The sequence below is a fragment of the Paraburkholderia sabiae genome (assembly GCF_030412785.1).
Lineage (GTDB): Bacteria > Pseudomonadota > Gammaproteobacteria > Burkholderiales > Burkholderiaceae > Paraburkholderia > Paraburkholderia sabiae.
This window is the reverse complement of the sequence record NZ_CP125295.1, coordinates 182,510-208,840: the sequence shown is the minus strand read 5'-3', so window position 1 is coordinate 208,840 and position 26,331 is coordinate 182,510. Positions and strand designations below refer to the sequence as shown.

The window sequence follows — 26,331 nt, the reverse complement described above, 5'->3', positions numbered from 1 at the left end:
GGGCGCCTCGATGGGCGCCCTTTTTTACAGGCAAGCCGTGCCGCTATCGCTCAGACAGCAGGCTCTTGCGGACCTTTGCGACGCAGCAGCGCATACAGAATGATCGCGCCGAACGTCGCGGTACCGATGCCGCCGAGCGCGAAGCCGCCGAACTTCAGCGAGAAATCGCCCGCGCCGAGCACGAGCGTCACGGCCGCGACGATCAGATTGCGGTTGTCCGAGAAGTTGACCTTGTTGACGACCCAGATGCGCGCGCCCGTCACGGCGATCAGACCAAACACGACGATCGACACGCCGCCCAGCACGGGGCCAGGAATCGTCGCGATCACGGCGCCGAACTTCGGCGAAAAGCCGAGCACCAGCGCGATCAGCGCGGCGATCACGAACACGAGCGTCGAGTAGATTTTCGTGACGGCCATCACGCCGATATTTTCCGCGTACGTCGTCACGCCCGTGCCGCCCGCGAAGCCCGACAGCACCGTTGCGAGACCGTCGCCGATGAACGCGCGGCCGATGTAGCCGTCGAGGTTCTGCCCCGTCATCGCGCTGACTGCCTTGATGTGGCCGAGATTTTCCGCGACGAGAATGACCGCGACGGGCGCGAGCAGCGCCATCGCCTGACCGCTGAAGACGGGCGCCATGAAATGCGGCATGCCGAACCACGGTGCGTTCGCGACGATCGAAAAGTCGATCGGCTTGCCCATGCCCATGCCGTTCGTGACGACCGCGTAGATCGCGTAGGCAATCAGCAGACCGACGAGAATCAGCAGACGCTGCAACATGCCATGCGCGAACACGGCAACGGCGCCGACGCACAGCACAGTGACGAGCGCCATGTACGAATCGAACGCGCTGCCGCTCACGCCCTTCACCGCGATCGGTGCGAGATTCAAACCGATCACCGCGACGATCGAGCCAGTCACGACAGGCGGCATCAGCGTTTCGATCCACGCGGTGCCGATCGCCGACACGATCAGCCCGATCACGACGTAAGCCACGCCACACGCGATGATCCCGCCGAGCGCGACGGGAATGTTCATGTTCGGACCTTGTCCCGTGTATCCCGTGATCGCGATCACGAGCCCGATGAACGCGAAGCTCGAACCGAGGTAGCTCGGCACGCGGCCGCCGACCAGCACGAAGAACAGCAGCGTGCCGATACCCGACATGAAGATGCACAGATTGGGATCGAAGCCCATCAGCAGCGGCGCGAGCACGGTCGAACCGAACATCGCGACGACGTGCTGGATGCCCATGGCGAACATCTGCGGCGCGGGCAGGCGTTCGTCGGTATTGACGACGCGCCCTTCGACGCTTTTTGGCTGGACGCGCCAGCGCGGAAAATAGGAATCGGCCATCGCGGGGGTTCTCCTCTATTGGCGTAGATCTTGTATGGAGCGCCGCGTGGATGCGTAATACGGCGGCGCGGTCCAGGATGCGATTCTTGAACTACGCGCGAGTGTACGGAGAGCGCCTGGCGCTGACAAGCCGCGCAAAATGCTGCGCGCGACTGCTCCGATTTAGTGTTGTATCAAAGCGAAAACACCGCGACGGCCGTCTTCAGATGCCGCGCCTGATCGGCCATCGCGCCCGCCGCCGCGGCCGCCTGCTCGACGAGCGCGGCGTTCTGCTGCGTGACTTCGTCCATCTGCGCGACGGCGCGGTTCACCTGCTCGATGCCCGTGCTCTGCTCGCTCGACGCCGCCGAAATCTCGCTCATGATGTCCGTCATCCGCTGCACGGCCTGCGTGACTTCCGCCATCGTGCGGCCCGCGCGCTCGGCGAGCACCGCGCCGCTGTCGACGCGCGACGTCGAGCTTTCGATCAGCTCCTTGATCTCTTTCGCCGATACCGCGCTGCGTTGCGCGAGCGCGCGCACTTCGCCCGCGACGACCGCGAAGCCGCGCCCCTGTTCGCCGGCGCGCGCCGCTTCGACGGCGGCATTCAGCGCAAGGATATTCGTCTGGAACGCGATGCTTTCAATCACGCCGATGATGTCCGTCATCCGCTTCGAACCGGACGCGAGTTCGCGCATCGTTTCCACCACATCGCCGACGAGGCCGCTGCCACGCACCGCCACTTCCGATGCGCCTCGCGCAACGCCGCCCGCCTGCTGCGCGTTGTCGGCGTTCTGGCGGACGGTCGCCGTCAGCTGCTCCATGCTCGACGCCGTTTCTTCCAGCGACGCGGCCTGTTCCTCGGTGCGCTGCGACAGATCCGTGTTGCCCTGCTCGATTTCGCCCGATGCAAGCAGGATCGATTCGCTCGACTCGCTGATCTTGCCGACGATCGCCGCCAGCTGCGCGCGCATGTTGGCCAGCGCGTGCAGCAGGCTCGTCGTGTCGCCCGGTTTCGTGTCGACGTGCACGGCCAGATCGCCCGCCGCGATCCGGCTCGCAATCTTCATCGCATAGTCGGGCTCGCCGCCGAGCTGACGCGTCAGACGCCGCGCGATCAGCCACGCGAACGCCGCGCCTACGACCATCGACGCCAGCACCAGCAGCGACAACACGACGCGCATGTTCGCGTATTCCGCACCGGCTTCGTGCTGCGCGGCGTTCGCCTGCTTCCGGCGATAGTCGATCAGTACGACGATCCTGTCGCGCAGCGCCTCGCTCGCGGCGATCGCGCGGCGCACCAGTTCGGCGTTGTCGACGCCGGCGGGCACCGGCTTCAAGCCAATCTGCTGATGCACGATCGCTTCCCATCCTTCCGTCTTGCGCAGCACGTCGTCGTAGAGCGTCTGGCCGTCCGCGCCCGCAATCGTCTCGCGATAGCGCGCGTACGCGTCGTGCATGTTCTTCAGCGACACGAGGATGTCGTCCTTCAGCTTCTGGCGCGCGGCTTCGTCGGGCGCGTAGCCGAGATTGGCCGCGTCGAGATCGGTGTCGATCTTGTATCGATTCGCCTCTTCCATCCAGTAGAGGCCGTCCATGTGCCGACTCGAGATTTCTTCGGTGATGCCGTGCATCGACGCCAGCGCCGACAATCCCGCCGCGCCGACGGCGACACCAAAACCGATTACGACTGCAAATGCGATCAGCAGCTTCTTCCAGACGGACATGCGGTCAAACCACTTCATGATGCGATCCTCGACAGTTCATCAGCCGGATGGGCAGGCAATGCGGGCCGGCAGGCTGCATTGCTTTACGGCGTCCGTTATGCGGACTTGATGAATGGATCCACGACATAAGAAAGCCGGCATGAGGGTTTGCGCGAAGTGCTCCGGCGTGCTGTCGAATCAGACGTTTGCGGCGGTGCTTTGGGAGTTATCTGATATCGGAGCGTATGTCCCGCTCCCTACACTTCAACGGCTGCGTGACCCCGATTGAGTAGCGCAAGCGATGTTGTAACTCTCCGACTTTCCGCTCATGCTCCCCGGCATGAGCGGTTTTTTTCGTCCGTCGGTTTTGTGGCGACACGTCACGCGTTCGCTGAAACGTCGACATCGAACGAACACTTCGCCAGCTTGCGCGTGTGATCGCGGACGTCGACGGGCCATGCGGCCGTCATCGCGTCGAAGCGCGCGGCGTCGTTCGCATACAGCGCGCGCGTCGCTTCTTCGTAGCCGGCCAGGTCGCCTGCCATGGCCGTCATGAAGCGATACGCCGCTTCCTGCGCCTGCCGCGCGCGATCCTTCCCTTCGCTTGCGACGCGCGCCGCGTCGACCAGTTTGCGCAGCGCCACCGACGCCCCGCCCGATTGCGCGTTCAGCCATTCCCAATGCCGCGGCAACAGCGTGACCTCGCGCGCGACCACGCCGAGTTTCGGACGGCCTCGGCCGCGTGATGCCGAAGCCGTGTCGCCGGATGGCTCGGAATCGAGTGCGCCCTGCGGGGCCAGTCTCGTGAGCACATCGCTCGCGGAACCTCGCAGATCCAGTTCGATGAGGCGGCTGGTCAGATCGTCGAAGATCAGGACGGACGCGCCCGCGTCGCGCTCCATGGCGGCTTTGACAGCCAGCGCGACGTCCGGCAATGCGCCCGACGCGACGCATCGGACGCCTTCGAAAGCCGTGCAGGTGATGGAATGGGTCATGTGATGCCTCGCATCGTGTGAAGTCGATGCGCGCATTTTATCCGGGTATAAATATAAAAAGCAATATCGTCCGGATAAAATTCTCATCTGCCACAGGGAACTCAAAACCCACCCCGCATTGCCGTTAACAAGAGCAAGGCCGCGACCACAAAAAATCGCCACCGGCTATCGCGGCATCATTCGTACGGGGTTGTTTCCATGTTCGTCCACCATCATCCAGGTCGACCGTCAGCGCTGACGGGACGTCTCGGCGCGCTCACTCTGGCCGCGCTGGTTTGCCTCTCGCCCGCCGCCATCGAGAAAACCGCGCGCGCCGCGACCATCAGCAGCGAGATCCAGATTTCGCTCACCATCCGCGACGTCTGCACGATGAATACTGACGACGCGACACCGCAAGTCGCCTGTTCGGCGGGCGCGCCGTTTCGCGTCTATCGAGGCAACTACTTCGCGAGCGCAACCGAGCCGCGATCCGCTGTTTTTGCCACGGCGTCGCGCGATGGATCGGTAGAAATTGCTTTCTAGCAAATCGCATAAAGTTAGCAAGATATGCGACAAAGCATGCCGTTAGCATGGTTTTGTCCTACTTCTCGGCCAAATCTAACAAATAGTTACATTTTGGTCTGCCAGCGAACTTCATAATCGGATCGTCGCCCTAAAAAAGCGCCGGATGCGCTCGAGGGCTCTGAGGAGATATCCGATGCGCTGGCGCAACCTGGTCGTTCCGTGTCTGTCTGTCGCATTGGCTGCCGCACCCGTCGTTCCGTTCAACGCGTATGCCGCGACCCGTCAGACCACCTTCACCGTCACGCTGACTCTGCAGACCGACTGCCAGATCTCGGCGACGAACCTCAACTTCGGCACGTCCGGCGTGATCGCCGCCAACATCGACCAGACCAGCACGCTGACCGTCACCTGCTCCAACGGCGCGCCGTACACGGTCGGACTCGACGCGGGCTCGGTGACGGGTTCGACGGTTGCCAACCGGCTGCTCGGCGGAACGGGGACGCCTGTGCCGACCGTCGCGTACCAGCTATATCGCGATTCGGCGCGCTCGCTGACCTGGGGACAAACGGTCGGCACCGACACGGCGGCCGGCACGGGCACGGGCGCCGCGCAGACGCTGACCGTGTACGGGCGCGTCGCGCCGCAGAACACGCCGGCCGCGGGCACGTACACCTCGACCGTCACCGCGACCGTCACCTTCTGACGCCATGACCATGCCGTTAAAACGGGCCGCGCGCCGGCCCGCTGGGTGCGCTTTACGCCGCGCCTTGCTGACGGTCGCGGCGCGACGGGACACAGACGTGGACAAACAAACGCCCGCGCATCGGATGACGCGGGCGTTGTTTCTCGCCTGCGTGAGTTGCGCTGCCATCCTGCACGCGAGCAACGCGCACGCCGCCGCGCTGCAGGTCACGCCGATCCGTCTCGACCTCGCCGCCGACCGCCCCGCCGCCGTCCTCACGCTGCACAACGTCGGCGCGACACCGCTCAATGCACAGGTGCGCGTGTTCGCGTGGAGCCAGACCGCCGACGAAGATCACCTCGAACGCACCGACGACATCGTCGCGAGTCCGCCCATCGTTCAGGTCGCGCCGGGTGCCGATCAGACGGTGCGCATCCTGCGCGTCACAAAAAGCAACGTGAGCGGCGAGGAAACGTATCGTCTGCTGATCGACGAGATTCCCAACGGACAGGGCGCGGACGCGACGGGCGTGCGGATGCAGTTGCGCTATTCGGTGCCTGTGTTCGTCGGCGCGCCGCTCGACGGCAAGCCGCCCGTGGTCCAGTTCGCGCTCGAACGGACCGCGACGGGTGAGAACGCGCAGCCGCCGTCCGCGTCCGTCCTGATGCTGCGCGCAGTGAACCATGACGCGACGCACGCGCAACTGAGCAAGGTGAAGCTGACCTGGCGCGACGGTCAGTCGACGCAGCTGTCTCCCGGCCTGCTCGGCTACGCGCTGCCACACGCGACGCGCCGTTGGCCCGTCGTCCACGCGCCCGCCGATGCACGCGAGGCGACGCTGTCGGCCGTCGTGAACGGGCAGCCGGTGACGGCGCAACTGCGCGTGGAATCGGACGGAAGCGCGCACACCGCTCCGCCGCCGGGCGACAGCACGCCCGCGCGCTGACGGTGGATCGATGCCATGCCGCCGCGGGCACAGTGCAATCCACGCAGCCGTCTACAGCGCCTGTACGTGCATGGCGTGGCCGCTGTTGTGCGCGCAGGCCTGGGGCACGCCGGCAGGCGTCACCATGAGCACGCCCGGACCGACGCCTCCGCTCAGTGTCGCCGCGCAGCCCGTGCCGCCTTCGGGCATGGCGCCGAATGGCGCGACGGCGGCGCCGTCGAACGGCGACGTCTATCTCGAAGTGAAGATCAACGGCGAATCGACGAAGGAGATCGCCCACTTCGTCGTCACGGACGCGATGATCTACACGACGGCGAGTGAACTGCGCGATGTCGGCATTCGCACCGACGACCTGCCGCCGCCCGGCAAGGACGGCCTGATCGCCCTCGGCACGATTCCGGGCTTGCGCTACACGTACCGTCCCGAGCATCAGCAGATCGATCTGCAGGTCGTCGACGCACGCCGCCAGCCCGTCACGCTCGAGAACAGTCCCGCGCGGCCGCCCGTATCGGTGAGCGGCACGGGACTCGTGATCAACTACGAGTTCAGCGCGCAGACCAATTCGCCGACGCAATACGGCCTCTACAGCGAGGAACGCTTCTTCTATCCGGGCGGCCTGCTCGACAACACAGGCACCGCGTACTGGTATCGCAATCTGCATCGCTACGTGCGGCTCGACACGACGTGGAGCCATTCGAATCAGGACACGATGGTGACGACGCGCGTCGGCGACACGATCTCGTCGTCGCTGACATGGACGCGTCCTGTGCGACTCGGCGGCGCGCAGGTGTCGCGCGATTTCACGCTGCGGCCCGACCTGATCACCTATCCCGTGCCGACGCTCGCGGGCACGTCCGCCGTGCCGAGCGCCGTCGATCTCTACGTCAACAACGTGCGCCAGTTCACCGGCGCGGCGCCGTCCGGGCCGTTCGTGATCAACGCCGTGCCCGCGATCAACGGCGCGGGCGAAGCGGTGATCGTCACGCGCGACGTGCTCGGCCGCAGCGTGATGACGACGGTGCCGCTCTACATCGACGCCCGCCTGCTCGCGCCCGGCCTCACGGATTTTTCGATCGAAGCGGGCTTCATGCGCCGTTCGTACGCACTGAATTCGTTCGACTATGCGGGTGATCCTTCGTTATCCGTATCGTTCCGGCATGGCGTGACGTCGCGCATCACGCTCGAAACGCACGGCGAAGTGACGCGCGGCGTCTACAACGCGGGCGTCGGCGCGCTGTTCGAAGCGGGCAGCGCGGGCGTGCTGAATTTTTCGGTGGCGGGCAGCGCAGGCAATGGCGGCGACGGCTCGCTTGCGCGCAATCTGCCTGCCGCGGGCCTGTCGAACACGACGGGCGTGCCTGTCGGCATCGGTTTTGTCGAAGGCACGACGAACACGTCGCCAGGCGGCGTGCCGCCGACGCCCGGCGGCAGCGGCGCGCAATTCTCGGCTGGCTGGCAATGGCACATTCCGTCGCTGTCGATCGATCTCCAGGCGCAGCACGCGACGCCGCACTACAGCGATCTCGCGGCAGCGGAAGGCACGCCCGTGCCGCGCACGACGTATCGCGCGACGGTCGCCGTGCCGTTCCGTCTGTTCGGCTCGTCGAGCACGGCGAGCGCGAGCCTCGTCGGTCTCGACGATCCGTACTACGGCGATTCGCGCATCGGTTCGCTCGCATGGACGACGACCTTGCCCGCAAGCACGTCGCTCTCGGCGAGCGTGTATCACGACTTCGGCGATACGGGAAATACAGGCGTGTTCGTTGCGCTGAGCTTCCTGCTGGGCGGCTCGGTGAACGCGAGCGTCAACGCGGGCACCGATCACGGCAAGCCGCTGTTCGGCGCGGCCGTCACGCGCACGCCGGACTATGGCGGCGGCCTCGGCTGGCAGGTGCAAACGTCACGTCAGAACGGCGAGCAGCAGTCGCTCGCACAAGCGACGTGGCGCGGCCGTTACGGTGATCTGATCGGCAGCGTCGCGAACGTCGGCTCGCGAACGTATGGCGAAGTGGACGCGTCGGGTTCGGTAGTGTTGATGGCGGGCGACGTGCTCGCGGGCCGCCGCATCGACGACGCTTTCGCGCTCGTCTCCACCGACGGCGTATCGCATGTGCCCGTGCTGCACGAAAACCGGGTGATCGGCGAGACGAACGGCGCGGGTCATCTGCTCGTGCCCGACCTCGTCGCCTACGAGCCCAATCATCTCGCGATCGATCCGCTCGACCTGCCCGCCGACACGTCCGTCGCGACGACGCGCCTGAATCTCGCGCCGCAATCGCGCGCGGGCGTGCTCGCGCGTTTCGCGCTGCGGGACTTCACGGGCGCGCAGCTGATCGTCGTCGATACGGCGGGCAAGCCGCTGCCGCCGGGCGCTGTGCTGACGCAACAGGAAACGGGCAAGCGCTACGTGGTCGGTTATGACGGCCTTGCGTTCATCGACGACATGCGCGCAACGAATGCCTTCACGTCGACGTCCGCGCAGGGACCGTGCGAAGTCGACGTGCCGTTCAGGCGCAGCGGCAGCGGTCTGCCGACGCTCGGCCCGTTCACCTGCAAGGCGCGTTGATCATGAGGCGCGCGTTGTGGATCGTCTTCCTCGCGATGTGGTTCGTCTGCATGCCGCGCCTCGCGTCGGCGCAAACATGTACGGCCGTCGCGTCGAACCTGAACTTCGGCCAGGTGAGTCCCGTCGCGGGCACGACGGCGAGCGCATCGTCGACGATCACGATCAACTGCACGGGCATGTCCGCGTTGCCCGTGCGCGCGTGCGTGAACATCGGCACGGGCAGCGGCGGCAGCACCTACCTGCCGCGTATCGCGCTCAACGGCACGAGCCAGCTGCAATACAACCTCTACACGGCATCGGGCGGCAGCACGGTGTGGGGCTCGCGCGGCTCGACCACCTATCAGCCCATCGCCATCGACGTCAACGAAAACGGCTTGTCGGGCTCGGGCTCCGCCACGCTCACCGTCTACGGACGCGTGCCCGCGTCGCAAACCGCTCTCGTCGCGGGTCCGTATGCATCGACCTTCGCGGGCGCGTTGCAGGCAGAACTGGACTATCAGGCGTATCTGCTGATCGCGCCTGCGTGCGCGTCGCTGACGTCGCCGAGCAGCACGTTCAGCTTCACCGTCAGCGCGAACGTCATCAACGACTGCACGATCGCGTCGACGAACATCAACTTCGGCACGGCGGGCGTGCTCAATTCGACGCTCACGGCGACGGGCACGCTGACGGTCGCATGCACGAAGAACGACGCGTATTCGATCGCGCTGTCGTCAGGCGCGGGCAGCGGCGCGACCGTCGCCGATCGCGCGATGACGCGCAGCGGCGGCAGCGACAAGGTTCACTACCAGTTGTATCAGAACGCGAGCTACTCGCTGCCATGGGGCGACGGCACGAACGGCACGACGGCGCTCGCGGGCACAGGCACGGGATCGTCGCAAAGCATCACCGTCTACGCGCGGGTGCTGCCGCAAACGACGCCGCAGGCAGGCACCTACATCGACACCGTGATCGCGACGATCACCTACTGAACCACACGCGGCCCTTCATTCGACGCACGCGCGCAACGCGTTGACGAGGTCGAGCGGATCGTACGGTTTGCGCAGTTGCGCGGCGCCCTGCAATTGCAGCTGCTGTTCCGGCGACAGCGCCGCATCGGAGCCCGTGACAAAGATCACACGGATGCCCGGTTCGTTCGCGATGGCATCGATCGCGAGATCGACGCCCGACGCGCCCGCGAGCCCGATATCCGTCAGCAGCACGTCGAAGCTCGCTTCGTGCAGCAACTTCAGCGCCTGCGCCGCGCTCGCCGCTTCCGCGACCTCGATGCCGAAGGTGCGCAGCAGTTCCGCCGTGCTCACGCGAACCAGCTCGTCGTCTTCGACGAACAGGATGCGCAGATTGCGGATCGCGTCGAATGTCACATTGTTGCCGTGATCGACGAGCCGCACCGTCTGCGAGTCTTCCGCCTGCAGCGTCACGCCGTCCGGCCTCGCGTACTGCACGCGCAGCGCATGCTGGATCTTGCGTGCGAGCGCTTCGCGCGAATACGGCTTGCTCAACAGTTCGACGCCTTCGTCGAGCCGTCCCGCATGCACGATTGCGTTGTCGGTATAGCCCGACGTGAACAGCACCGCGATGCCCGGCTGACGCTCGCGCGCCTTGCGCGCCAGTTCGGTGCTGCGCAGCGGCCCCGGCATCACGACGTCGGTGAACAGCAGATCAATGGGAACGCCGCTTTCTACGATTGCGAGCGCGCTTTGCGCATCCTTCGCCTTCAGCACGCGATAGCCGAGCGCCGAGAGCATTTCGACGACCGTCGTGCGCACGTCTTCATCGTCTTCGACGACGAGGATCGTTTCCGCGCCGCCTTTCGCGGGACCGGCGTCGACGATCGTTTCGAGATCCTCTTCTTCGCGCACGCGCGGCAGGTACAGGCGGATCGTCGTGCCGTGTCCCGGCTCGCTATAGATCTTCACGTGACCGCCCGACTGCTTGACGAAGCCATACACCATGCTCAGGCCGAGGCCCGTGCCCTGGCCTTCGGGCTTGGTCGTGAAGAACGGCTCGAACACATGCTCCTGCACATCGGCGGACATGCCCGAACCCGTGTCGGTGACGGCGACCATCACGTACTGGCCGGGTATGACGTCGGCGTGGCGTTTCGCGTAGGCATCGTCGAGCGACGCGTTGCCCGCCTCGATGGTCAGCTTGCCGTGGCCGTCCATTGCATCGCGCGCATTGATCGCGAGATTGAGCAGCGCGTTTTCCACCTGGAACGGATCGACGAGCGTATTCCACAAGCCGCCCGACACGATGGTCTCGATCTCGATGCCGTCGCCGAGCGCGCGCCGCATCATGTCGTCGAGACCGCGCACGAAGCGCCCGAGGTTCACCACCTTCGGCGCGAGCGGCTGACGGCGGCCGAACGCCAGCAGTTGCGACGCCAGCTTCGCGCCGCGCGCGACGCCCGCCAGCGCGTTGCGCACGCGCTGCGCGGGACGTTCGTTGCCCGCGACATCGTCGGCGAGCAGTTGCAGATTGCCGCCGACCACCTGCAGCAGATTGTTGAAGTCGTGCGCGACGCCGCCCGTCAGCTTGCCGATCGCTTCCATCTTCTGCGCGACGCGCAGCGCTTCTTCGGCGTGGCGCAGCGCTTCCTGCGTTTCGCGATCGCTCGTCACGTCGCGGCCCACGCCGTGAATGCGCTCGGTATCGGGATCGAGCGAAAGCGTCCACGCGATCCAGCGCCACGAACCGTCGATATGCCGGATACGGTTTTCGAAGCGCATCGGCGCGCCCGTGCGGCGCAATTCGCCGAGATGCGCCTTGACGAGCGGAAGGTCGTCGGCGTGAATCAGCGAGAAGTACGATTGCAGCGCGAGCCAGTGCACGTCGTGACCGAGCAGGCGCGTCCACGAGGGACTCACGCGCTGCAATTCGCCGTCGAAGCCCGCGACCACCAGCAGATCCTCGCTCACGTCCCAGAGCCGGTCGCGATCCGCGACGGCTTCGATCACGCGCCCTTCGAGCGTTTCGTTCAGTTCGCGCAGCGCCTCTTCCGCCTTCGTGCGCTCGGCGATTTCGCGCTGCGCGGCCTGATAGAGACGCGCGTTGTCGATGGCCGTCGCGGCCTGCGCGGCAATACCTTCGACGAAGCGCTCGGAGCGCGTGGAGAACATGCCCGGCGTCGGATGCCCGAAGAAGAGCCCGCCGAGCACTTCGCCCGTACGCGATATGACGGGCGCGGCGAGATAGCTGCGCACCTGCAGATGACCTTCGGGCATCCCGCGATGCGGCGGGTTGCGTCCGTAGCGCGAGTCTTTCGTGATGTCGTCGGAACGCACAATGCCCTCGCCCAGAAACGTCGGCGCGAACACGGCCGTGTTGCGCGGCATCGGAAACTTCGCGAACGTATCTTTCGGCACACCCGACAGCGTGTACAGCATGTAGCTGCCGCCCTTGTCGTCCTGCACGTTGTAGAAGAACGAGCCGAACGCGGCGCCCGTGAGTTCCGTCGCAGCATCGACGACGACCTGCACCGCGCGGTTCAGATCGAGTTCCGCCGCGACCACCGTGCCCACGCGATTCAGGATTTCGAGCGTGCGCGATTCCTCCCGCAGACGGTTGCCCGTTTCGCGTCGCAAACGCGCGAGCTGCAGATTGCCCGCGACACGCGCGAGCAGTTCACGCGCCGCAAACGGCTTGATCAGATAATCGTCAGCACCTGATTCGAGGCCGCCCACTTTCGCTTCTTCGCCCGCACGCGCCGACAGCAGCAGCACAGGCGTTTCGCGCAGATCGTCGTCGGCGCGCAGTGCGCGCAGCAGACCGAAGCCGTCGAGCTTCGGCATCATCACGTCGGAGACGATCAGTTCGGGCTGCAATTCGCGCGCGGCGGCGAGGGCTTCTTCGCCGTCGGCGGCGACATGCACCTGATGACCCGCCGCCGAGAGAATGCGCCGCATGTAGTCGCGCAGATCGGCGTTGTCGTCGACAACCAGCAGCTTGCCCGTCGCTTCGCCGTCGAGCGCGAGCGGCGCATTGCCCGCGCCCGGCAGCGCGCTCGCGTCGTCGGCATCGGCGGCCATCGGCGCGTCGGGCAGCCAGCGCCGCGCGGCGTCGGCGTAGCTTTGCGCGTTGGCGCTCATCGTCGCGCGCGCGGCGTCGCTCGATGCGGGATCGAGCACAATCGCCGGCGGCAGCACGATCGTGAAACGCGTGCCGACGCCCAGTTCGCTTTCGACATGAATCGAGCCGTCCTGCAGCCGCACGAGTTCGTTCACGAGCGCGAGCCCGATGCCGCTGCCTTCGACCGACCGGCCCATCGCGCCCTCGACGCGGTGAAAACGTTCGAACAGGCGCGGCACCTCGTGCTCGGGAATGCCGATGCCCGAATCGGCGACGCTCATTTCGATGGCACCGTCGTCGGCCATTTTCAGACTCACCGCGATCGTGCCCGTGAGCGTGAACTTGAACGCATTCGACAGCAGATTCAGGACGACTTTCTCCCACATCTCGCGATCGATCGACACGAGATGCGGCAGCGGTTCGCAATCGACTTCGAGCTTCATCCCCGCCGATTCGATGGCCGAACGGAACAGCGAGGCAAGGTCCGCGGTGAACGCGGCGAGATCGGTCGGCTGCGGATGAATTTCGATCCGCCCCGCTTCGATGCGCGAAAAATCGAGCAGCGCGTTCACGAGCTTCAACAGCCGCAAGCCGTTTCGATGCGTGACTTCGATCAGTTGCCGGTCGCCCGGATTCGCGGCGTCGGGCCGCGCGAGCATTTCTTCGAGCGGCCCCAGCATCAGCGTGAGCGGCGTGCGGAACTCGTGACTGATGTTCGAGAAGAACGTCGTTTTCGCGCGATCGATTTCCGCGAGCGCTTCCGCGCGCCGCCGCTCTTCTTCGTAGGCGTCCGCGTAGCCGAGCGCCGCGCCCATCTGCCGCGCGACCAGCGTGAGAAACGAGCGGTAGTGGTCGTCGACGAGCCGGTACGGATTCAGTCCGACCACGAGCACGCCGCTTCGCCCCGTTTCCCCCGAAGGCTGCACGGGCAGCACGGCCGCCAGCGTGCTCGGCCGCTGCCACGCGCCCGAAGGCAGCGGGGCGCCGAAGCGTTCGGCGAGATCCGGCACGATAGCCAGCTGCTGGCTGCGCAGCACGTCGAGGTACGGCCACGCGGCATCGCGCGCGTCGAGGACGGGCGGCGCGGCGGGATGGCCTGCCGCGATACCGCAGGTGGCCGCCAGCGACGCGGCGTTGCCCGGCTCCGTCTGATAGAACAGCGCGAACGTGACGTCGTGGGGATCGCTTGCGAGCGCGCGTACGCTGCCTGCACAGACTTCGTGCCACGACAGCGCGTCGCGCGTCGCGCTGCCGATTTCGCGCAGCAGCCGCAACTGGCGTTCGCCGAGCACGCGCGCGGTGTCGTCGCTGTTCGCGCAGATGATGCCGCCCGTGCCGCCGTGATCGTCGGGAATCGGGCTGTAGGAAAACGTGTAGTACGTTTCTTCCGGATAGCCGTTGCGCTCCATGATCAGGAGCTTCTGCTCGACGAACGTGCCCTCGATACCCGTCAGCGCCGTCTGCAGCAACGGCTGGATGTCGCCCCAGATTTCGCGCCATACGACCGACGTCGGCTGCCCGAGCGCGTCGGGATGCTTGCCGCCGATGATCGACTTGTACGGATCGTTGTAGAAGAAGATGAGGTCCGGCCCCCAACCGATCCAGATCGGCTGGCGCGACGTGAGCATGATGCGGATCGCCGTCTTCAGGCTTTGCGGCCATTGGTCGGGCGCGCCGAGCGGCGTCGCGCGCCAGTCGTACGCTCGCATCAGGCTTCCCATTTCGCCGCCGCCAGCCAGAAAGCTGGAGGCCGCACTGCCCGCGAGCGCCGCGTCCGCCTCAGTGGGAGCGCTCGCCATCGTGTTATCCGGTTTCATCGACGCAACCTCAAATGTCCCGCCGTATTGCTTTCGTCCGTCCGGCCGTTACCGGCCTCGCGCTGTTCGCCGGTGCCCGGACCGTGGTCTGTGTGTGCTGCGCTCGTCGCCTGCTATCGCCGTGTTTCGCCCGATACGCGTTCACTCCGTCACGTCGGGTTGGGCCGCACTCGGCTGGGCCGCATTTGGCTGGGCCGCATCCGGCTGGGCGGTCGAGCCGGGATTGCGCGGCACGCCGCCCGCGCCGTCCGCCGCGATCACGCGCTCGATGTCGTCGAGCGAAGCGGGCTTCACGAGGTGATGATCGAAGCCCGCGTCGCGCGTGCGCTGCCGGTCGCTGTCCTGGCCATAGCCTGTCAGCGCGATCAGCAACGCACCCGCCGTCGCGGGCTCGGCGCGCAACGCGCGCGCGACCTGATAGCCGTCGATGACCGGCAGCCCGATATCGAGCAGCACGACCTCCGGCCTGAATTCGCTTGCGGCCGCAATCGCCGCCGCGCCGTCGTACATCACGCGCACTTCGTGGCCGAGCATTTCGAGCAGGATCGACATTGATTCCGCGCCGTCGACGCTGTCGTCGACGACCATCACGCGGCGTCGTGCGCCGCTTTTGTCAGCCAGCTGTTCGGCGGTAGTGGACGTGTCTGCGTGATTCGCACGCGGCGTATCCGCCGCTTCGCCGGCTGTCGCCGGCTCGGGTTCGACGGCGGCTTCCTGAATCACCATCGGCAGCGTCACGACGAATTCCGAGCCCATCCCGAGTCCCGCCGAAAACGCTTCGATCGCGCCGCCATGCAATTCGGTAAGCGTCTTCGCCAGCGACAAGCCAATCCCGAGCCCGCCTTCGGAGCGCGCAAGCGAATCTTCCGACTGCATGAACAGATTGAACACGTCGGCCAGTTCGTTCGATGGAATGCCGATGCCGTTGTCGCGCACGCGGACCGTCACGTTGCCGTCGGCGGCGCTGACGTCCAGTTCGATCACGCCGCCTTCCGGCGTGTACTTCGCCGCGTTCGACAGCAGATTGCTGATCACCTGCGCGACACGGATCGGGTCGCCGTAAATCATGCATGACTTGTCCGGCACGTTGACGCGCAACGTGTGCTGCTTCTTCGCGATGAACGGCTGGCTCGCTTCGACGGCCGTCGCGACGGCGGCATCGACATGCACGCATTCGATCTGCAGCGCGATCTTGCCGTGCGTGATGCGCGACACGTCGAGCAGATCGTCGACCAGCCGGCTCAGATGCTCGACCTGTCGGCGCGCGATCATGCGTGCGTCGTGCACGGCGTCTTCGGTTGCGTGATAACGCGGGTCCATCAATTCGACGGCGTTGCGGATCGGCGCGAGCGGATTGCGCAGTTCGTGCGCGAGCGTCGCGAGAAACTGGTCCTTGCGGCGGTCCGCGTCGCGCAACGCTTCTTCCGCGCGATGCAGCCGCAGCAGCGCGCGCACGTTCGCGACGAGTTCGGCGGGTTCGATCGGCTCGGTCAGATAGCTGTCCGCGCCGCCGTCGAGCGCGCGCACCTTGTCGAACGATTGCACGGCGGCCGCCGACGTCTGCAGGATCAGCGTCGAGCGCGTCTGCGGATCGCGCTTGAGAATCGAGCAGACTTCGATGCCGCTGATATCGGGCAGCTTCACATCGAGCAGCACGATTGCGGGACTGTGCGAGCGCACCTGATCGAGCGCGCCCTGGCCCGTCGCCGCCTCGATCACCTCGAAACCGGCATGCACGAGCACGCGCGTTTTCGCATAACGCGCGCCGTCGTTGTCGTCGACGTTGAGAATCAGCGGAGCGGCAACCGTCATGAGGCGCCTCCGTGTGCGATGAACGGGCCGCGCGGCGCGTCATGCACGACGTCGGCGCGTCGAGCGTCCGGTCCGGCTGCCGCTTCGGCCTCGAGCGGCAGCGTCACATGAAAAGTCGAGCCGACGCCCGGCTTGCTGTCGACACCCGTATAGCCGCCCAGCAGCGCGGCGAGCTTGCGGCACAGCGGCAAGCCGAGCCCCGTTCCCTTGACCCGCTGTTGCAGATGGTTCTGCACCTGACCGAACTCCTCGAAGATCACCTGCTGGTGTTCCTCTGCGATACCAATTCCCGTATCGGCCACGGAAAACGTCACGTGCTCGCCATCCGGTTCCATTCGCGCACCGACGCGAATCTCCCCGTGCTCGGTAAATTTGAGCGCGTTGGAGACAAAGTTACGCAGTATCTGCGTCAACTTGGGTTCGTCGGCGAAGATGGATGGCAAACCGTGTGTGTCCTCGAAGATCAGCTTCACCGCCGGATCCGTCAGAAGCGGCGTGAGCATCGCGCGCAGCGCCGCGAAGAGCCCCGTGGCCTTGAACCGGACCGGCGTCACTTCCGTCCGCCCCGCTTCGATCTTGGCCAGATCGAGCAGATCGTTGACGATTTCGGACAGATCTTCGGCCGATTTGCGGATGAGTAGCACCTGGCGTTCCTGCTCGCCCGAAAGATCGCCGTCGAGACGATTCAGCAGCAGGTTCGACAGCGCGCGGATCGAACTGAGCGGCGTGCGCAACTCGTGGCTCATGTTCGACAGGAAGCGCGACTTCATCGTGTCGGCGCGGCGCAGTTCGTCGGCACGCTCGTCGAGTTCCGCGTACAGCGCGACCACGCCGCGATTGGTCGCTTCGAGTTCCTGCGTGAGGCGCGTGAGTTCGTCCTGACGATCGCGCAGTTCCGTCAGCGTGGTCAGCAGTTCGCGGTTCTGCTCGTGCAGTTCTTCGAACGAACGGCGCGCGGCTTCGTCCGTCGTTTCATGCTGCGGGCGTCCATTCACCGTGGTTTGCTGTATCAGGCTGCGCATGATCGCGTCGATGCCGGTGATGGGCATGTCGGGGCGGTCGTTCGGCAGAAAGCGCGCCATCGACACAACCGTGCCGCCTTGCGCCGACGATTCGATCTCGCAGCGGTCCATCAGCCGGCGGCTGCCCGCGATGCCGCAGCCCATGCCCGTCGGCGAGCGATAGGTGCCGTCCAGCACCGATTCGAGATCGCGGATACCCGGCCCTTTGTCGCGCACGTCGATGAGCAGCGCTTGCGGCCGCGCCGCGCCGTCGAACGCGAACGTCACTTCGCCGCCGCGCGCGTACTCGAATGCGTTGCGCGCGATCTCGGATACCGCGCTCGCGATACGCGTCTGGTCGAGTTGCGAGAAGCCGAAGCCCGCGGCGATCGCGCGAGCCTTGCGGCGCGCCGCTACGACATCTTCTTCGGCTCCGAGCCGGATGCGCAGGATAGGGGTCGTCATGCTCGAAATGTACTCCCGAAAACCAAGAACGGGCGCATTAGTGGGTGCACTAGCGCGCTACGTCTGCCCCATGAAAGATTGCTGCTGATCGGCCTTGACGACGACCACGGTCGCGTCGTCGCGACGGCGCGAGAAATCGCGATACAGCACCGCGGCGATCATCACGGCCGGCTGCAGATGCAGGCCCGGATACGCCCCCAGATCCCAACGCGTGCCGATGCCGTCGGAATGCAGGATCAGCAGCGCATTGCGCGGCCACGGCACGGCGAACTCCTGCGAATCGCGCATCGTGTGGCCGACGATGCCGTTGCGCGACGTGAGCTGCCAGCTGTCGCGCGCGCCGTCCGATGACGATACCGATACCGATGTCGATGACGATGCCACGCTCGTCCCGCGCGACGAACCGCCGCCAATCAAAGTCGGTCTGCCGGCGTTGAAGATCGCCGCCGAGATGTTGCCCGTGCCCGCGAACTCCAGTTGCGAACGCGCGAGATCGAGCCGCGCGATGGCGACGGCTGCGCCGCGCGTCGAACGCAATGCGCCGTGTGCGAGTTCCATCAGCGCGGCGGGCGAACGGCCCGCGCGCCGCCGCGCGACATCGACGGCGCCCGCCGACGCGACATGCGCGTCGGGACCGTGGCCGAGTCCATCGGCGACGGTGATGGTCAGGCCGTGCTGATCCGCTTCGATGCCCCACGCGTCGCCGCACACCGATTCGCCAGGATAAGGCACGCAGATGCCGCCGATGTCGGTGCCCGCCGCCGCCCGCATCGCGCCCGCCGCGGCGCGATCGCCCGAAGCGCGGCTGCGCACGACGGCGCGCAGCACCGTGCCGAGACGCGGTTGCGAATACACCGACACCTCTTCCGACAGACGCCGGATCGCGCCCAGTCCCGTGCCCGGCGAGCCCGCCGTCGTGCTGCCGTCGCGAAACGCGAGACCCACGTCCTGCATGCCCGGTCCCTTGTCGATCGCGATGATCTCGACGCCGGGAGCGAGCGTGCCCGCCGCGTCCGCAGGCAGCACGCGCACCAGCAGTTCGCCGTGCTGCGCATGCTTGAGGATGTTGGTCGCGGCTTCCGTCACGATCAGCGCGACGCGGCCCTGATCCGTTTCGTTCAGCGCGCCCTTCTGCGCGGCATCGTTGGCGCCGCGCCGTGCGAAAGCGACGCTGCTTGCGTCGGCAATTTCGAACGACGCATGCATCGCGCGCAGACCGCTCAGCGAAGTTTCCATTTGGTGATCGACACCGTCGTGCCTTTTCCTGGTTCCGACTGGATTTCGAATTCGTCGCACAGACGCCGCGCGCCGCCAAGCCCGAGGCCGAGGCCCGAGCCGCTCGTGAAGCCGTCCTGCAAAGCGCGCTCGATATCCGGAATGCCCTGGCCCTGGTCGACGAAGGTCAGTCTGAGTCCCTTGCGCGTGCCGTTGAGCAACACGTTGAGCGTCGCGTCGCCGCCTCCGCCGTACAGAAGCGTGTTGCGTGCCAGTTCGCTCGCGGCCGTGACGAACTTCGTCTGATCGACGAGTGAGAAGCCTTGTGCAATGGCTTCGTCGCGCACGATCTGACGCAGCCTGACGATCTCCTGATCCGAGCGCAGACCGACTTCGACAGTCGATGTCACCACTACGCCGAATGAGTTCATGTGTAAGCGCCCCGTTTGGTCAACGCTGTCGCTGCTTGAGCAGCGCCATGCCTCGTTCGACGTCGAGCGCCGTGCGCACGCCGGTCAGCGTGAGCCCCAGCTCGACCAGCGTGATCGCGACGGACGGCTGCATGCCGACCACGACCGTCTGCGCATCGAGCACGGTCGCCATCGCCGCCGTGTTGCTGATCATGCGGCCGATGAAGGAATCGACGATATCGAGCGCCGAGATGTCGATCAGCACGCCCTTCGCCTTGTCCTTCACGATGCGCGCCGTCAGATCGTCCTGAAGCGCGATGGCGAGACGGTCGTGCATGTCCACCTGAATCGCGACGATCAGGCAATCGCCCATCCGCAGGATTGGAATGCGATCCATGTGCTCACCTCAGCTCGCGACGCGTGCCGAAATGCTCGACCCGCTTTTTTGCAGCGCGACGATGAACGCATCGGCGAGCGTCGACTTCGTGATGACGTTGGTCAGGTCGACGCCGAGATGCACGATGGTCTGCGCAATCTGCGGACGAATGCCGCTGATGATGCAGTCCGCGCCCATCAGACGCGCGGCCGCGACCGTCTTGAGCAGATGTTGCGCGACGAGCGTGTCGACCGTCGGAACGCCCGTGATGTCGATGATCGAAATCGCGGCACCCGTTTCGACGATCTTCTGCAGCAGACTTTCCATCACGACCTGCGTGCGCGCGGAATCGAGCGTGCCGATCAGCGGCAGCGCGAGAATGCCTTCCCACAATTGCACGACGGGCGTCGACAGTTCGAGCAGTTCTTCCTGCTGACGCGCGATGATCGCTTCGCGGCTGCGCTGGAACACTTCCGTCGTGAAGAGACCGAGCGAGTCGAGCAGCAGGTTCAACGTCCAGCTTACTTCGGCGAGTTCCTGCGGATTCGAGTCGAACTCGTCGCGCAGGCGCGCGTAGACAGGCTGCTTCAGCGAGAACACGAAGGTTGCCGTTTCAACGGGTGTGAAGCCCTGGCGCGCGCGATGCGCGGACATGTCGGCGAGAAAGGCGCGCACGGCTTCCCATTCGGGACGGCTCGCGTCGAGCGTGTCGGCCTTCGCGAGCGTCTCGGAGAAGACGTTCAGGAAGTTACGGAACTGATCGTTCATCTCAGCTTCCGTGGTCAACCCGCGGCGCAGCGCAATCGATAGATGCTGATTCAACCAGTCGGCGAGCAACGTGTCGCGATGACGCGTCAGCACTTCGACAAGAGCCGCGCTTTTCGATGCGTTCATAAGGTCTCCGGAAACGGGTCAGGTAAATTTTGCTCGATTGTTTGCGTGCAAACTGTTCGCGCGCGGCATATGTGCGCAAACATTACCGGAAGGCGTACTGATGACTGCAGATAGCAGCGCCTTGCCGCACGATCGCCCAATACTACAGGTGCGATGCACGGTTGCGCATAAAAATGAGGGCCGAAATGTGCGGCGCGCGACGGGCTATCTGAAGGTCTTCGCGACGCGATTTCGTCTGACGTTGAAGGCTTAAGGTTCGCTGCAAACGAAGTTGTTCGCGTCGTTGAGATTGCCCTTGCCGAGATAGCGCGGATACATCGGATAGCGGCACAACGGACGCGAGCGACCGTTGGTCGGCGGAGCGATATCGGTGGCGAGCAGGGTTTCCGGCGAGATGCCGCGCGTCACCCAGTTGTCGAGTGCGCCGAGCAGATCGACGGATGGAATGAAGACGCCGCCGCCATGCTGGAAGCCCGGCACCATGTAGAGACGCATGAATGCGTTCACGCGCTCGTCGCCATACAGATCGACGAGACGATCGTAGTAGCCGATGGTCTGGTTCGGGCTGATCACTTCATCGGCGAGACCTTGCATCGTAATCAGCTTGCCGCCCTTCGCGATGAAGCGGCCGATGTCAGGATTCATCGCGCCGATGGTCTGCGACAGCGCGACAAGCTGCTTCTGATATTTGCCGGGATGCTGCACGTCGAACTTCAGCGAATCGAAGGTGGCGTCCTGCGCGACGAAGTAGCGGACGTAGCCGTCGCCTTGTGCGAACAGATAACCGTTGCCCGCGAACGTCGGCGACGTTTGCCGCACGGGATCGCGGCCGAGTCCGAGCGCGCCGGTGAAGCGCGTGCCCTGAAACACGTTGTATCCGCGATAGCCGCTCACGTCGTAGGCGAGCTTGTACGGCAGTTTCAAACCGTCGCGCAGGACGTTGAGCGTCGACAGTTGCGCGTCGCTGAGACAGCCGCCTTCGTGAGCGTAAGAGGTGCCGCGATGACAGCGCAGCGCGTCGATGATTTCGGCTTCGTGCTGACGGCATTCGGCGATATCGCTGACGATGCCGTCCGCCGCGCCGTCGAGCTTGTCGCAGACTTCGAGCGACTTCTGATAGACGCGCTCCAGTAGCGCGGGCGGCACGAAGCCGCCTGGCGTCGCGTATTCCGCCTGACCGACGCGCACGCCGATCAGACGCACGCCAGAGAAATTCAGCGCGGGTGAATCGGCGATTACGCCGTCGTAGTCGTCGGGGAAACGCTGCATCACCGTGTAGCCTTCGCGGCCGCCCGTCGAACCGCCCGCGAAATACGTGCGGCCTGGCGGATGGCCGTACATGCGCGCGATCAGCGCGAGGGCCGCGTCGTGCGTCTTCTTCAGATGCGCGTAGCCGAAGTTGACGACGGATTCATCGACGAGACCGAATACCGCGAGCGACGAATTGCCGACGTGGCCCGAGTCGTCGCCAAACGTGACGTAGCCTTGCGCGAGCGGTGCGCGGATCGGCGAGAACGGCATCACGCCGATGCCCGTGACGACCGTGCCGTTGTAGCCGCCGCCGCCGACCTGCAACGCGCGGCCATTCCAGCGACGCGGCAGGTTCAGGTCGAAGCGGATATCGGGCGTCGTGCCCTTGAGCGCGCGGATGACGCCCGTGATGCGGCAGAACTCGCCCGCGCCGTTGCCGGGCGTTTGTGCGGAAATCAGCGTAGCCGTTTCGACATGCGCGCCGTGCGTGGGAATCGCGATGGCGTCGGCTTCGAGCCAGATGCCGTTCAGGTCCGTGCAGCGGGTGGCGAACGGCGGCTTTTTTGCCTGGGCTTCTGGCTGTTCTGGCGAGTTAGGCCTTTCGGTCGTGCTTAAGTCTGCTGCGTGCGCGCTCGCGACGATGCTGCACAGAAGCGCGGTGCGTGCGAGCTTGTGCGCCGCACGCGGCCATGCGGAACCGCGCTTCATCGACAGTCGGCTCCGCGGACGGCCGCGCGCGGCTGCGTCGGACCTTTCCAGTCGTTCCAGAAACGCGCGAGCAAGAGTACGGCGATGATTGCGACCAGATCGCCCGCGAGTGCGGCGAGGCCGTGACTCAGGCCGCTGAGGCTGCGCGGCGTGGCGGTATCGACGGTCAGTGAAATCAGCGTGCCGCCGACGAAACAGACGAGCCCCGTCTGCCCGACCTTGACGACGGCGGGCATGCGGCGCGCGAGCCTGGCGATGACGCCCGTGCGGACGAGCCCGGTTGCGAGCCAGGCGATGGCGAGGAAGTTGATCACGCGTTCAATCGACAGGTTCTGTTTCAGGTGGCCGGGCAACGGCTGGGTCAGGATGAACAGTTTGGTTACTGCAAAGGCTAGCACGGCTGCGATGGCGATTCTGGTTAACCAGCGACCGGTGCGGGATTCCTGGATGTCAGTTGGGACCGGGTGTTCGCGGCAAAGGATACCGATTACGAACATCAACTGCCAGGCGAAAGGATTGAAGGCCCAGTCGCTGACGTCGTCGATCGCGAAGAGTTTCGCTAGCGGTATGGCTAGCGCCCATGTGGTCACGCTCAGGGCGAGTGCTGTCAGCGGGGATTTTCGCGCGAGCGGGACGATGAGCGGCACGGTTAGCGCGAAGAGGACGTACATCGGCAGGACGCTTGACAGGTACGGCTGGCGTCTGAGCGTCGCGATTTCGAAGGCTTCTTTGATTGGGGCTGCGGCGAAGGTCGGCCAGCCGGTTAGCTCGACCATCGGGCGGTTGAGGTGCAGGCGCTGAAGGATTGCGCCTGAAAGCAGCGTTAGGAGCGCTGTCAGTAGATATGCCCTGTAGATCTCCCAGCAGCGCTTGTGGAAGCGGGTTTGGGCGGCTTTGGGGCCTTTTTTTGTTAACACCGCGTTGTAGGCTGCTGCTGAGGCATAGCCTCCCAGGCATACGAACACTTCGGCCGAGTCGCATAGGGCGTAGGCGTGCAGCATCAGGTGCTGTAAGACGCTCCCCGGAATGTGGTCCAGCACGATCACGATCAGTACGATCCCTCGGAAGAAATCTACTTCGATCGAGCGGGGATTGTTGGGCATGGGGAGCTCGGGGTGGGGCTTTGCCTGGGATGTTTGCGCGAGCGTTTCTTTGAATCGGTTTCGGGTTTACGTGGATTAGTCGCGGTTGGGCGCGGGAATGTTCCCGGTGGTTAGGGAGGTGAAAGGCGGGTGTTGTGGGAGGAGGAGGGTCTGGGAACTGCTGGGGATGGAGCGGAGAGGTGTCCGGTAGGTTCACCGTTTGAGACGTTGCTGGGCTGTCTAAAAGGGATGGTTAATTTCGATGTGCGGAGGAGGATCGAACTCCCGACCTTCGCATTGCGAACGCGACGCTCTCCCAGCTGAGCTACCGACGGCTCCCGCCTGTCGCCTGTCCTGCTTGGGGCGCTTTCAACTACTGTTTCGGGACACTTTGCCGGGACAGCGTAGCATTTCCCAGCCCTACTCGTCTGCATACGGCTAGCAAGCCCTTCGCCAGACGTAAAGGTGCGTCGACTATCACGCTTTTTTGTCTCTCGACGCTGCCCGGTATGCCGCAGGGTTAGCCAGAAAAGCGTCGACGTCGGCGACCCGCCATCCCACCGATCTGGCACCAAGCTTCACCGCTGCTGGAAAAGTGCCATCCTTCATCCGGTTGTAAATAGTCGTCCGCGACAGCCTGACTTCGCGCTCGACGTCTTGCCGACGCATGATCGAGTTAGGGTTCCGTCGCCACGCCTCTTCCCTTTGTTGTGCAGCAACCTGTGCCGATTGAGCGGCTTCTTGGGTTGCGCGGGCCGGCTCCTGAGCCTGCTTTCCCGATCTCGCGCCAAATTCGATCAGCATTTTGGCGACCTGCTCGCCGGCCGCGCACCAGCGTGCGAATGCCTCGCAGTATGCTGCCAACGAACACGCGTCGACGGAGCTCAACACGTCGGCATCGCGCAGCTGTCTGGCCACGATGGGCCAATGCGCGATCGCAGCGGGAGTCAACAGCTCGACCACACGTGCATCGGCGGCTCGCTGATAGCCTCGTCGATTCGCCGCATCGACCCGAACCGATGCAGATCCATGGCCTGTTTGGCCTGATTCTCGTCCACGCATATCGCCCCTCCTTTCAAAAGCTCCTACTAGCGCTCAGCCGTCTACTGATCCTAGTTAAAGACTCGAAACAGAAAACTTGCGCGTGCAAGCACGGTTCGGCCGTTCTAGACGTCTCGCGACAACCGTGACGATCTGCCTTCCCGATCACACGCATTGCGTTGTGACTAGAGAGTTGCCTGCCAATGCGGGTGACCGCTTCGGGCGGTTTGGGACTTCCAAGGCGTCCGCGCAGGCGTTCACCCATCACGCTGCGGTTTGGACATCCTAGTCCGGCATGTCTACTGTTTCACGGACGGCGAGTTTCAAAGCTCCTTTGCTGTATAGCTATACGTCTAGCTATACACACCGGGATACAGTCGCTTGACAACCACAGCGATGCTCCCACCGCGTTTGACGCTGTCCGCATGAATCTATTCGACTACACGGAAAGTGCAGGCCTTTAGGCGCGTGTATTCAGGATCCGTTATTGCGACCTGGGGCGTGGGCCCGGGACGGAGATGATGCCGCTCAATTTCCGGTGTGGAAGGACAATTTGAAAGCCCTTCTCTGGTGGCGACGCGCCAGCGGATCGGGCGCGGGTTGCGCGTGAAGAAGTTCGGCCCGAACGTCGCGTTCATCGTGCGGGACGTCGACTACAGCGTGTTCAGGATCGCCGCTTGACGTTTGGTCATCTGCCGCGCGGGGTCAACAGCCCCGCTAGGCCTGCGACGCAGGCCGAGGCCACAGAAAGAACTCCAGCTATATAGTCCGTTGGCGTCTTCAAAATACCGAACGCCACGAGTGAACCTGCGGCTACAACAGCTATACCACCTAAGATCCAGATCGCCGAACGAAACGTCCACCGGTCCACGCCGCTCATCTTTCTGATCTGATCGATCAGTTTCTCTCGCCGCGCCGCGTCGGTTTCGGTCATGATGATTAGCGCGCACAGCGTAAAAAGACCATCCTGACCAATAACCGTTGGCGACGGAACAGCCTTCAACACTTCGATCAGTTTCTTGGAGTCTTCCTCGAAATCTTTTGATGTCTTCTTAGGTGGCGGCGGAAACTGGTCAGGTGGAGACTGGTTAGGTGTGTTCATGTCTTTCTCCAAAATGCTTTCACATTTCATTAAGCGATTAAACAACGAAACAAGCGTGACAGCAAAAGAAGTGTAATCACACCGTCAGCAAAATCCAGGGCGTTTTATTTGGTTATCCCATGTCCGCCAGATGCCGAGACCCATAAACCATCCGAACTGTTTCTTTAAGAAGAACGCCTCCACTCGCGTATGCGTCAGTTGCACAGCGCAGCGGCACGACGGATTACCGTTTCCATCCCGAACACGCCGGTTTTTTCAAAATTTCACGAACGACTTCGACTACTCAGTCTTCAGGAAGGCGGCCTAGAGCGGCGCAGACGTCGCTCGACGGGCCTCTTTCATCGAGCGTC

The 26,331-nt window shown here is 64.6% G+C and carries 20 protein-coding genes and 1 tRNA gene; 6 read left to right on the top strand and 15 right to left on the bottom strand.

Annotation, left to right across the window (positions count from 1 at the left end; all coding sequences use genetic code 11):
• Nucleotides 1-50: 50 nt before the first annotated feature.
• The 3 genes from QEN71_RS00925 to QEN71_RS00915 all read right to left on the bottom strand — a co-directional run bounded on the left by QEN71_RS00925 (nucleotide 51) and on the right by QEN71_RS00915 (nucleotide 4,038).
• A complete protein-coding gene (locus tag QEN71_RS00925) occupies nucleotides 51-1,358 on the bottom strand; it encodes a solute carrier family 23 protein (RefSeq protein ID WP_201660991.1) in 1,308 nt (435 codons plus the stop codon).
• A 173-nt stretch (nucleotides 1,359-1,531) separates the two neighbouring features.
• Nucleotides 1,532-3,082, bottom strand: a complete 1,551-nt coding sequence (locus tag QEN71_RS00920) for a methyl-accepting chemotaxis protein (protein WP_201660994.1) — start codon at nucleotides 3,080-3,082, stop codon at nucleotides 1,532-1,534.
• Between the two features lie 341 nt (nucleotides 3,083-3,423).
• Nucleotides 3,424-4,038 carry a DUF2239 family protein gene (locus tag QEN71_RS00915; protein ID WP_201660997.1) on the bottom strand — a complete coding sequence of 205 codons (615 nt, stop codon included), beginning with the start codon at nucleotides 4,036-4,038 and terminating at the stop codon, nucleotides 3,424-3,426.
• A 198-nt stretch (nucleotides 4,039-4,236) separates the two neighbouring features.
• Between QEN71_RS00915 and QEN71_RS00910 the strand changes: the two genes are divergently transcribed.
• The 5 genes from QEN71_RS00910 to QEN71_RS00890 all read left to right on the top strand — a co-directional run bounded on the left by QEN71_RS00910 (nucleotide 4,237) and on the right by QEN71_RS00890 (nucleotide 9,707).
• Nucleotides 4,237-4,560: a hypothetical protein gene (locus tag QEN71_RS00910; RefSeq protein ID WP_201661000.1), complete on the top strand. Its 324-nt coding sequence runs from the start codon at nucleotides 4,237-4,239 to the stop codon at nucleotides 4,558-4,560.
• Nucleotides 4,561-4,735: 175 nt separating this feature from the next.
• Nucleotides 4,736-5,245, top strand: a complete 510-nt coding sequence (locus tag QEN71_RS00905; protein WP_201661002.1) for a Csu type fimbrial protein — start codon at nucleotides 4,736-4,738, stop codon at nucleotides 5,243-5,245.
• 97 nt (nucleotides 5,246-5,342) lie between these two features.
• Nucleotides 5,343-6,170: a fimbrial biogenesis chaperone gene (locus QEN71_RS00900; protein WP_233472135.1), complete on the top strand. Its 828-nt coding sequence runs from the start codon at nucleotides 5,343-5,345 to the stop codon at nucleotides 6,168-6,170.
• A 124-nt stretch (nucleotides 6,171-6,294) separates the two neighbouring features.
• Entirely contained in the window at nucleotides 6,295-8,736 is a 2,442-nt protein-coding gene (locus QEN71_RS00895; RefSeq protein WP_201661004.1) for a fimbria/pilus outer membrane usher protein, read from the top strand.
• Between the two features lie 2 nt (nucleotides 8,737-8,738).
• Nucleotides 8,739-9,707 carry a Csu type fimbrial protein gene (locus QEN71_RS00890; RefSeq protein WP_201661006.1) on the top strand — a complete coding sequence of 323 codons (969 nt, stop codon included), beginning with the start codon at nucleotides 8,739-8,741 and terminating at the stop codon, nucleotides 9,705-9,707.
• 15 nt (nucleotides 9,708-9,722) lie between these two features.
• Here QEN71_RS00890 and QEN71_RS00885 read toward each other — a convergent pair whose 3' ends face one another.
• The 11 genes from QEN71_RS00885 to QEN71_RS44665 form a co-directional block, all read right to left on the bottom strand.
• A complete protein-coding gene (locus QEN71_RS00885) occupies nucleotides 9,723-14,624 on the bottom strand; it encodes a response regulator (protein WP_201661008.1) in 4,902 nt (1,633 codons plus the stop codon).
• Nucleotides 14,625-14,765: 141 nt separating this feature from the next.
• Nucleotides 14,766-16,436: a response regulator gene (locus tag QEN71_RS00880; protein ID WP_201661010.1), complete on the bottom strand. Its 1,671-nt coding sequence runs from the start codon at nucleotides 16,434-16,436 to the stop codon at nucleotides 14,766-14,768.
• Nucleotides 16,433-17,902, bottom strand: coding sequence for a sensor histidine kinase (locus QEN71_RS00875; protein ID WP_201661012.1), 1,470 nt, complete (start codon nucleotides 17,900-17,902; stop codon nucleotides 16,433-16,435). Before QEN71_RS00875 ends, QEN71_RS00880 begins: the two co-directional genes overlap by 4 nt.
• Before the next feature lie 57 nt (nucleotides 17,903-17,959).
• Entirely contained in the window at nucleotides 17,960-19,138 is a 1,179-nt protein-coding gene (locus tag QEN71_RS00870; RefSeq protein ID WP_201661014.1) for an ATP-binding protein, read from the bottom strand.
• Nucleotides 19,123-19,548 (bottom strand): anti-sigma regulatory factor, encoded by a 426-nt coding sequence (locus QEN71_RS00865; protein WP_201661016.1) that lies wholly within the window; start codon nucleotides 19,546-19,548, stop codon nucleotides 19,123-19,125. The genes QEN71_RS00870 and QEN71_RS00865 overlap by 16 nt, the downstream gene beginning before the upstream one ends.
• 19 nt (nucleotides 19,549-19,567) lie before the next feature.
• Complete coding sequence (locus QEN71_RS00860; protein ID WP_201661018.1) at nucleotides 19,568-19,924, bottom strand: STAS domain-containing protein; 357 nt, start codon at nucleotides 19,922-19,924, stop codon at nucleotides 19,568-19,570.
• Between the two features lie 9 nt (nucleotides 19,925-19,933).
• Entirely contained in the window at nucleotides 19,934-20,797 is an 864-nt protein-coding gene (locus QEN71_RS00855; RefSeq protein WP_201661020.1) for an STAS domain-containing protein, read from the bottom strand.
• 249 nt (nucleotides 20,798-21,046) lie between these two features.
• Nucleotides 21,047-22,756: a tannase/feruloyl esterase family alpha/beta hydrolase gene (locus QEN71_RS00850; RefSeq protein WP_201661022.1), complete on the bottom strand. Its 1,710-nt coding sequence runs from the start codon at nucleotides 22,754-22,756 to the stop codon at nucleotides 21,047-21,049.
• A complete protein-coding gene (locus QEN71_RS00845) occupies nucleotides 22,753-23,859 on the bottom strand; it encodes an OpgC domain-containing protein (RefSeq protein WP_201661024.1) in 1,107 nt (368 codons plus the stop codon). Before QEN71_RS00845 ends, QEN71_RS00850 begins: the two co-directional genes overlap by 4 nt.
• A gap of 241 nt (nucleotides 23,860-24,100) precedes the next feature.
• A tRNA-Ala gene (locus QEN71_RS00840) sits at nucleotides 24,101-24,172 on the bottom strand.
• A gap of 143 nt (nucleotides 24,173-24,315) precedes the next feature.
• Nucleotides 24,316-24,900 (bottom strand): AlpA family phage regulatory protein, encoded by a 585-nt coding sequence (locus QEN71_RS44665; RefSeq protein WP_307792597.1) that lies wholly within the window; start codon nucleotides 24,898-24,900, stop codon nucleotides 24,316-24,318.
• Between the two features lie 519 nt (nucleotides 24,901-25,419).
• Between QEN71_RS44665 and QEN71_RS00825 the strand changes: the two genes are divergently transcribed.
• Nucleotides 25,420-25,560 carry a hypothetical protein gene (locus QEN71_RS00825; RefSeq protein ID WP_201661027.1) on the top strand — a complete coding sequence of 47 codons (141 nt, stop codon included), beginning with the start codon at nucleotides 25,420-25,422 and terminating at the stop codon, nucleotides 25,558-25,560.
• Nucleotides 25,561-25,567: 7 nt separating this feature from the next.
• Here QEN71_RS00825 and QEN71_RS00820 read toward each other — a convergent pair whose 3' ends face one another.
• Nucleotides 25,568-25,981, bottom strand: a complete 414-nt coding sequence (locus QEN71_RS00820; protein ID WP_201661030.1) for a hypothetical protein — start codon at nucleotides 25,979-25,981, stop codon at nucleotides 25,568-25,570.
• Between the last annotated feature and the right edge of the window lie 350 nt (nucleotides 25,982-26,331).

What these genes read in the sequence shown, in the direction of transcription:
- QEN71_RS00860 (WP_201661018.1), bottom strand. Translation starts at nt 19,924, where the DNA reads ATGGATCGCATTCCAATCCTGCGGATGGGCGATTGCCTGATCGTCGCG.
- QEN71_RS00920 (WP_201660994.1), bottom strand. Translation starts at nt 3,082, where the DNA reads ATGAAGTGGTTTGACCGCATGTCCGTCTGGAAGAAGCTGCTGATCGCA.
- QEN71_RS00925 (WP_201660991.1), bottom strand. Translation starts at nt 1,358, where the DNA reads ATGGCCGATTCCTATTTTCCGCGCTGGCGCGTCCAGCCAAAAAGCGTC.
- QEN71_RS00875 (WP_201661012.1), bottom strand. Translation starts at nt 17,902, where the DNA reads ATGACGACCCCTATCCTGCGCATCCGGCTCGGAGCCGAAGAAGATGTC.
- QEN71_RS00855 (WP_201661020.1), bottom strand. Translation starts at nt 20,797, where the DNA reads ATGAACGCATCGAAAAGCGCGGCTCTTGTCGAAGTGCTGACGCGTCAT.
- QEN71_RS00895 (WP_201661004.1), top strand. Translation starts at nt 6,295, where the DNA reads ATGAGCACGCCCGGACCGACGCCTCCGCTCAGTGTCGCCGCGCAGCCC.
- QEN71_RS44665 (WP_307792597.1), bottom strand. Translation starts at nt 24,900, where the DNA reads ATGCGTGGACGAGAATCAGGCCAAACAGGCCATGGATCTGCATCGGTT.
- QEN71_RS00865 (WP_201661016.1), bottom strand. Translation starts at nt 19,548, where the DNA reads ATGAACTCATTCGGCGTAGTGGTGACATCGACTGTCGAAGTCGGTCTG.
- QEN71_RS00890 (WP_201661006.1), top strand. Translation starts at nt 8,739, where the DNA reads ATGAGGCGCGCGTTGTGGATCGTCTTCCTCGCGATGTGGTTCGTCTGC.
- QEN71_RS00820 (WP_201661030.1), bottom strand. Translation starts at nt 25,981, where the DNA reads ATGAACACACCTAACCAGTCTCCACCTGACCAGTTTCCGCCGCCACCT.
- QEN71_RS00880 (WP_201661010.1), bottom strand. Translation starts at nt 16,436, where the DNA reads ATGACGGTTGCCGCTCCGCTGATTCTCAACGTCGACGACAACGACGGC.
- QEN71_RS00915 (WP_201660997.1), bottom strand. Translation starts at nt 4,038, where the DNA reads ATGACCCATTCCATCACCTGCACGGCTTTCGAAGGCGTCCGATGCGTC.
- QEN71_RS00845 (WP_201661024.1), bottom strand. Translation starts at nt 23,859, where the DNA reads ATGCCCAACAATCCCCGCTCGATCGAAGTAGATTTCTTCCGAGGGATC.
- QEN71_RS00885 (WP_201661008.1), bottom strand. Translation starts at nt 14,624, where the DNA reads ATGAAACCGGATAACACGATGGCGAGCGCTCCCACTGAGGCGGACGCG.
- QEN71_RS00870 (WP_201661014.1), bottom strand. Translation starts at nt 19,138, where the DNA reads ATGGAAACTTCGCTGAGCGGTCTGCGCGCGATGCATGCGTCGTTCGAA.
- QEN71_RS00905 (WP_201661002.1), top strand. Translation starts at nt 4,736, where the DNA reads ATGCGCTGGCGCAACCTGGTCGTTCCGTGTCTGTCTGTCGCATTGGCT.
- QEN71_RS00910 (WP_201661000.1), top strand. Translation starts at nt 4,237, where the DNA reads ATGTTCGTCCACCATCATCCAGGTCGACCGTCAGCGCTGACGGGACGT.
- QEN71_RS00850 (WP_201661022.1), bottom strand. Translation starts at nt 22,756, where the DNA reads ATGAAGCGCGGTTCCGCATGGCCGCGTGCGGCGCACAAGCTCGCACGC.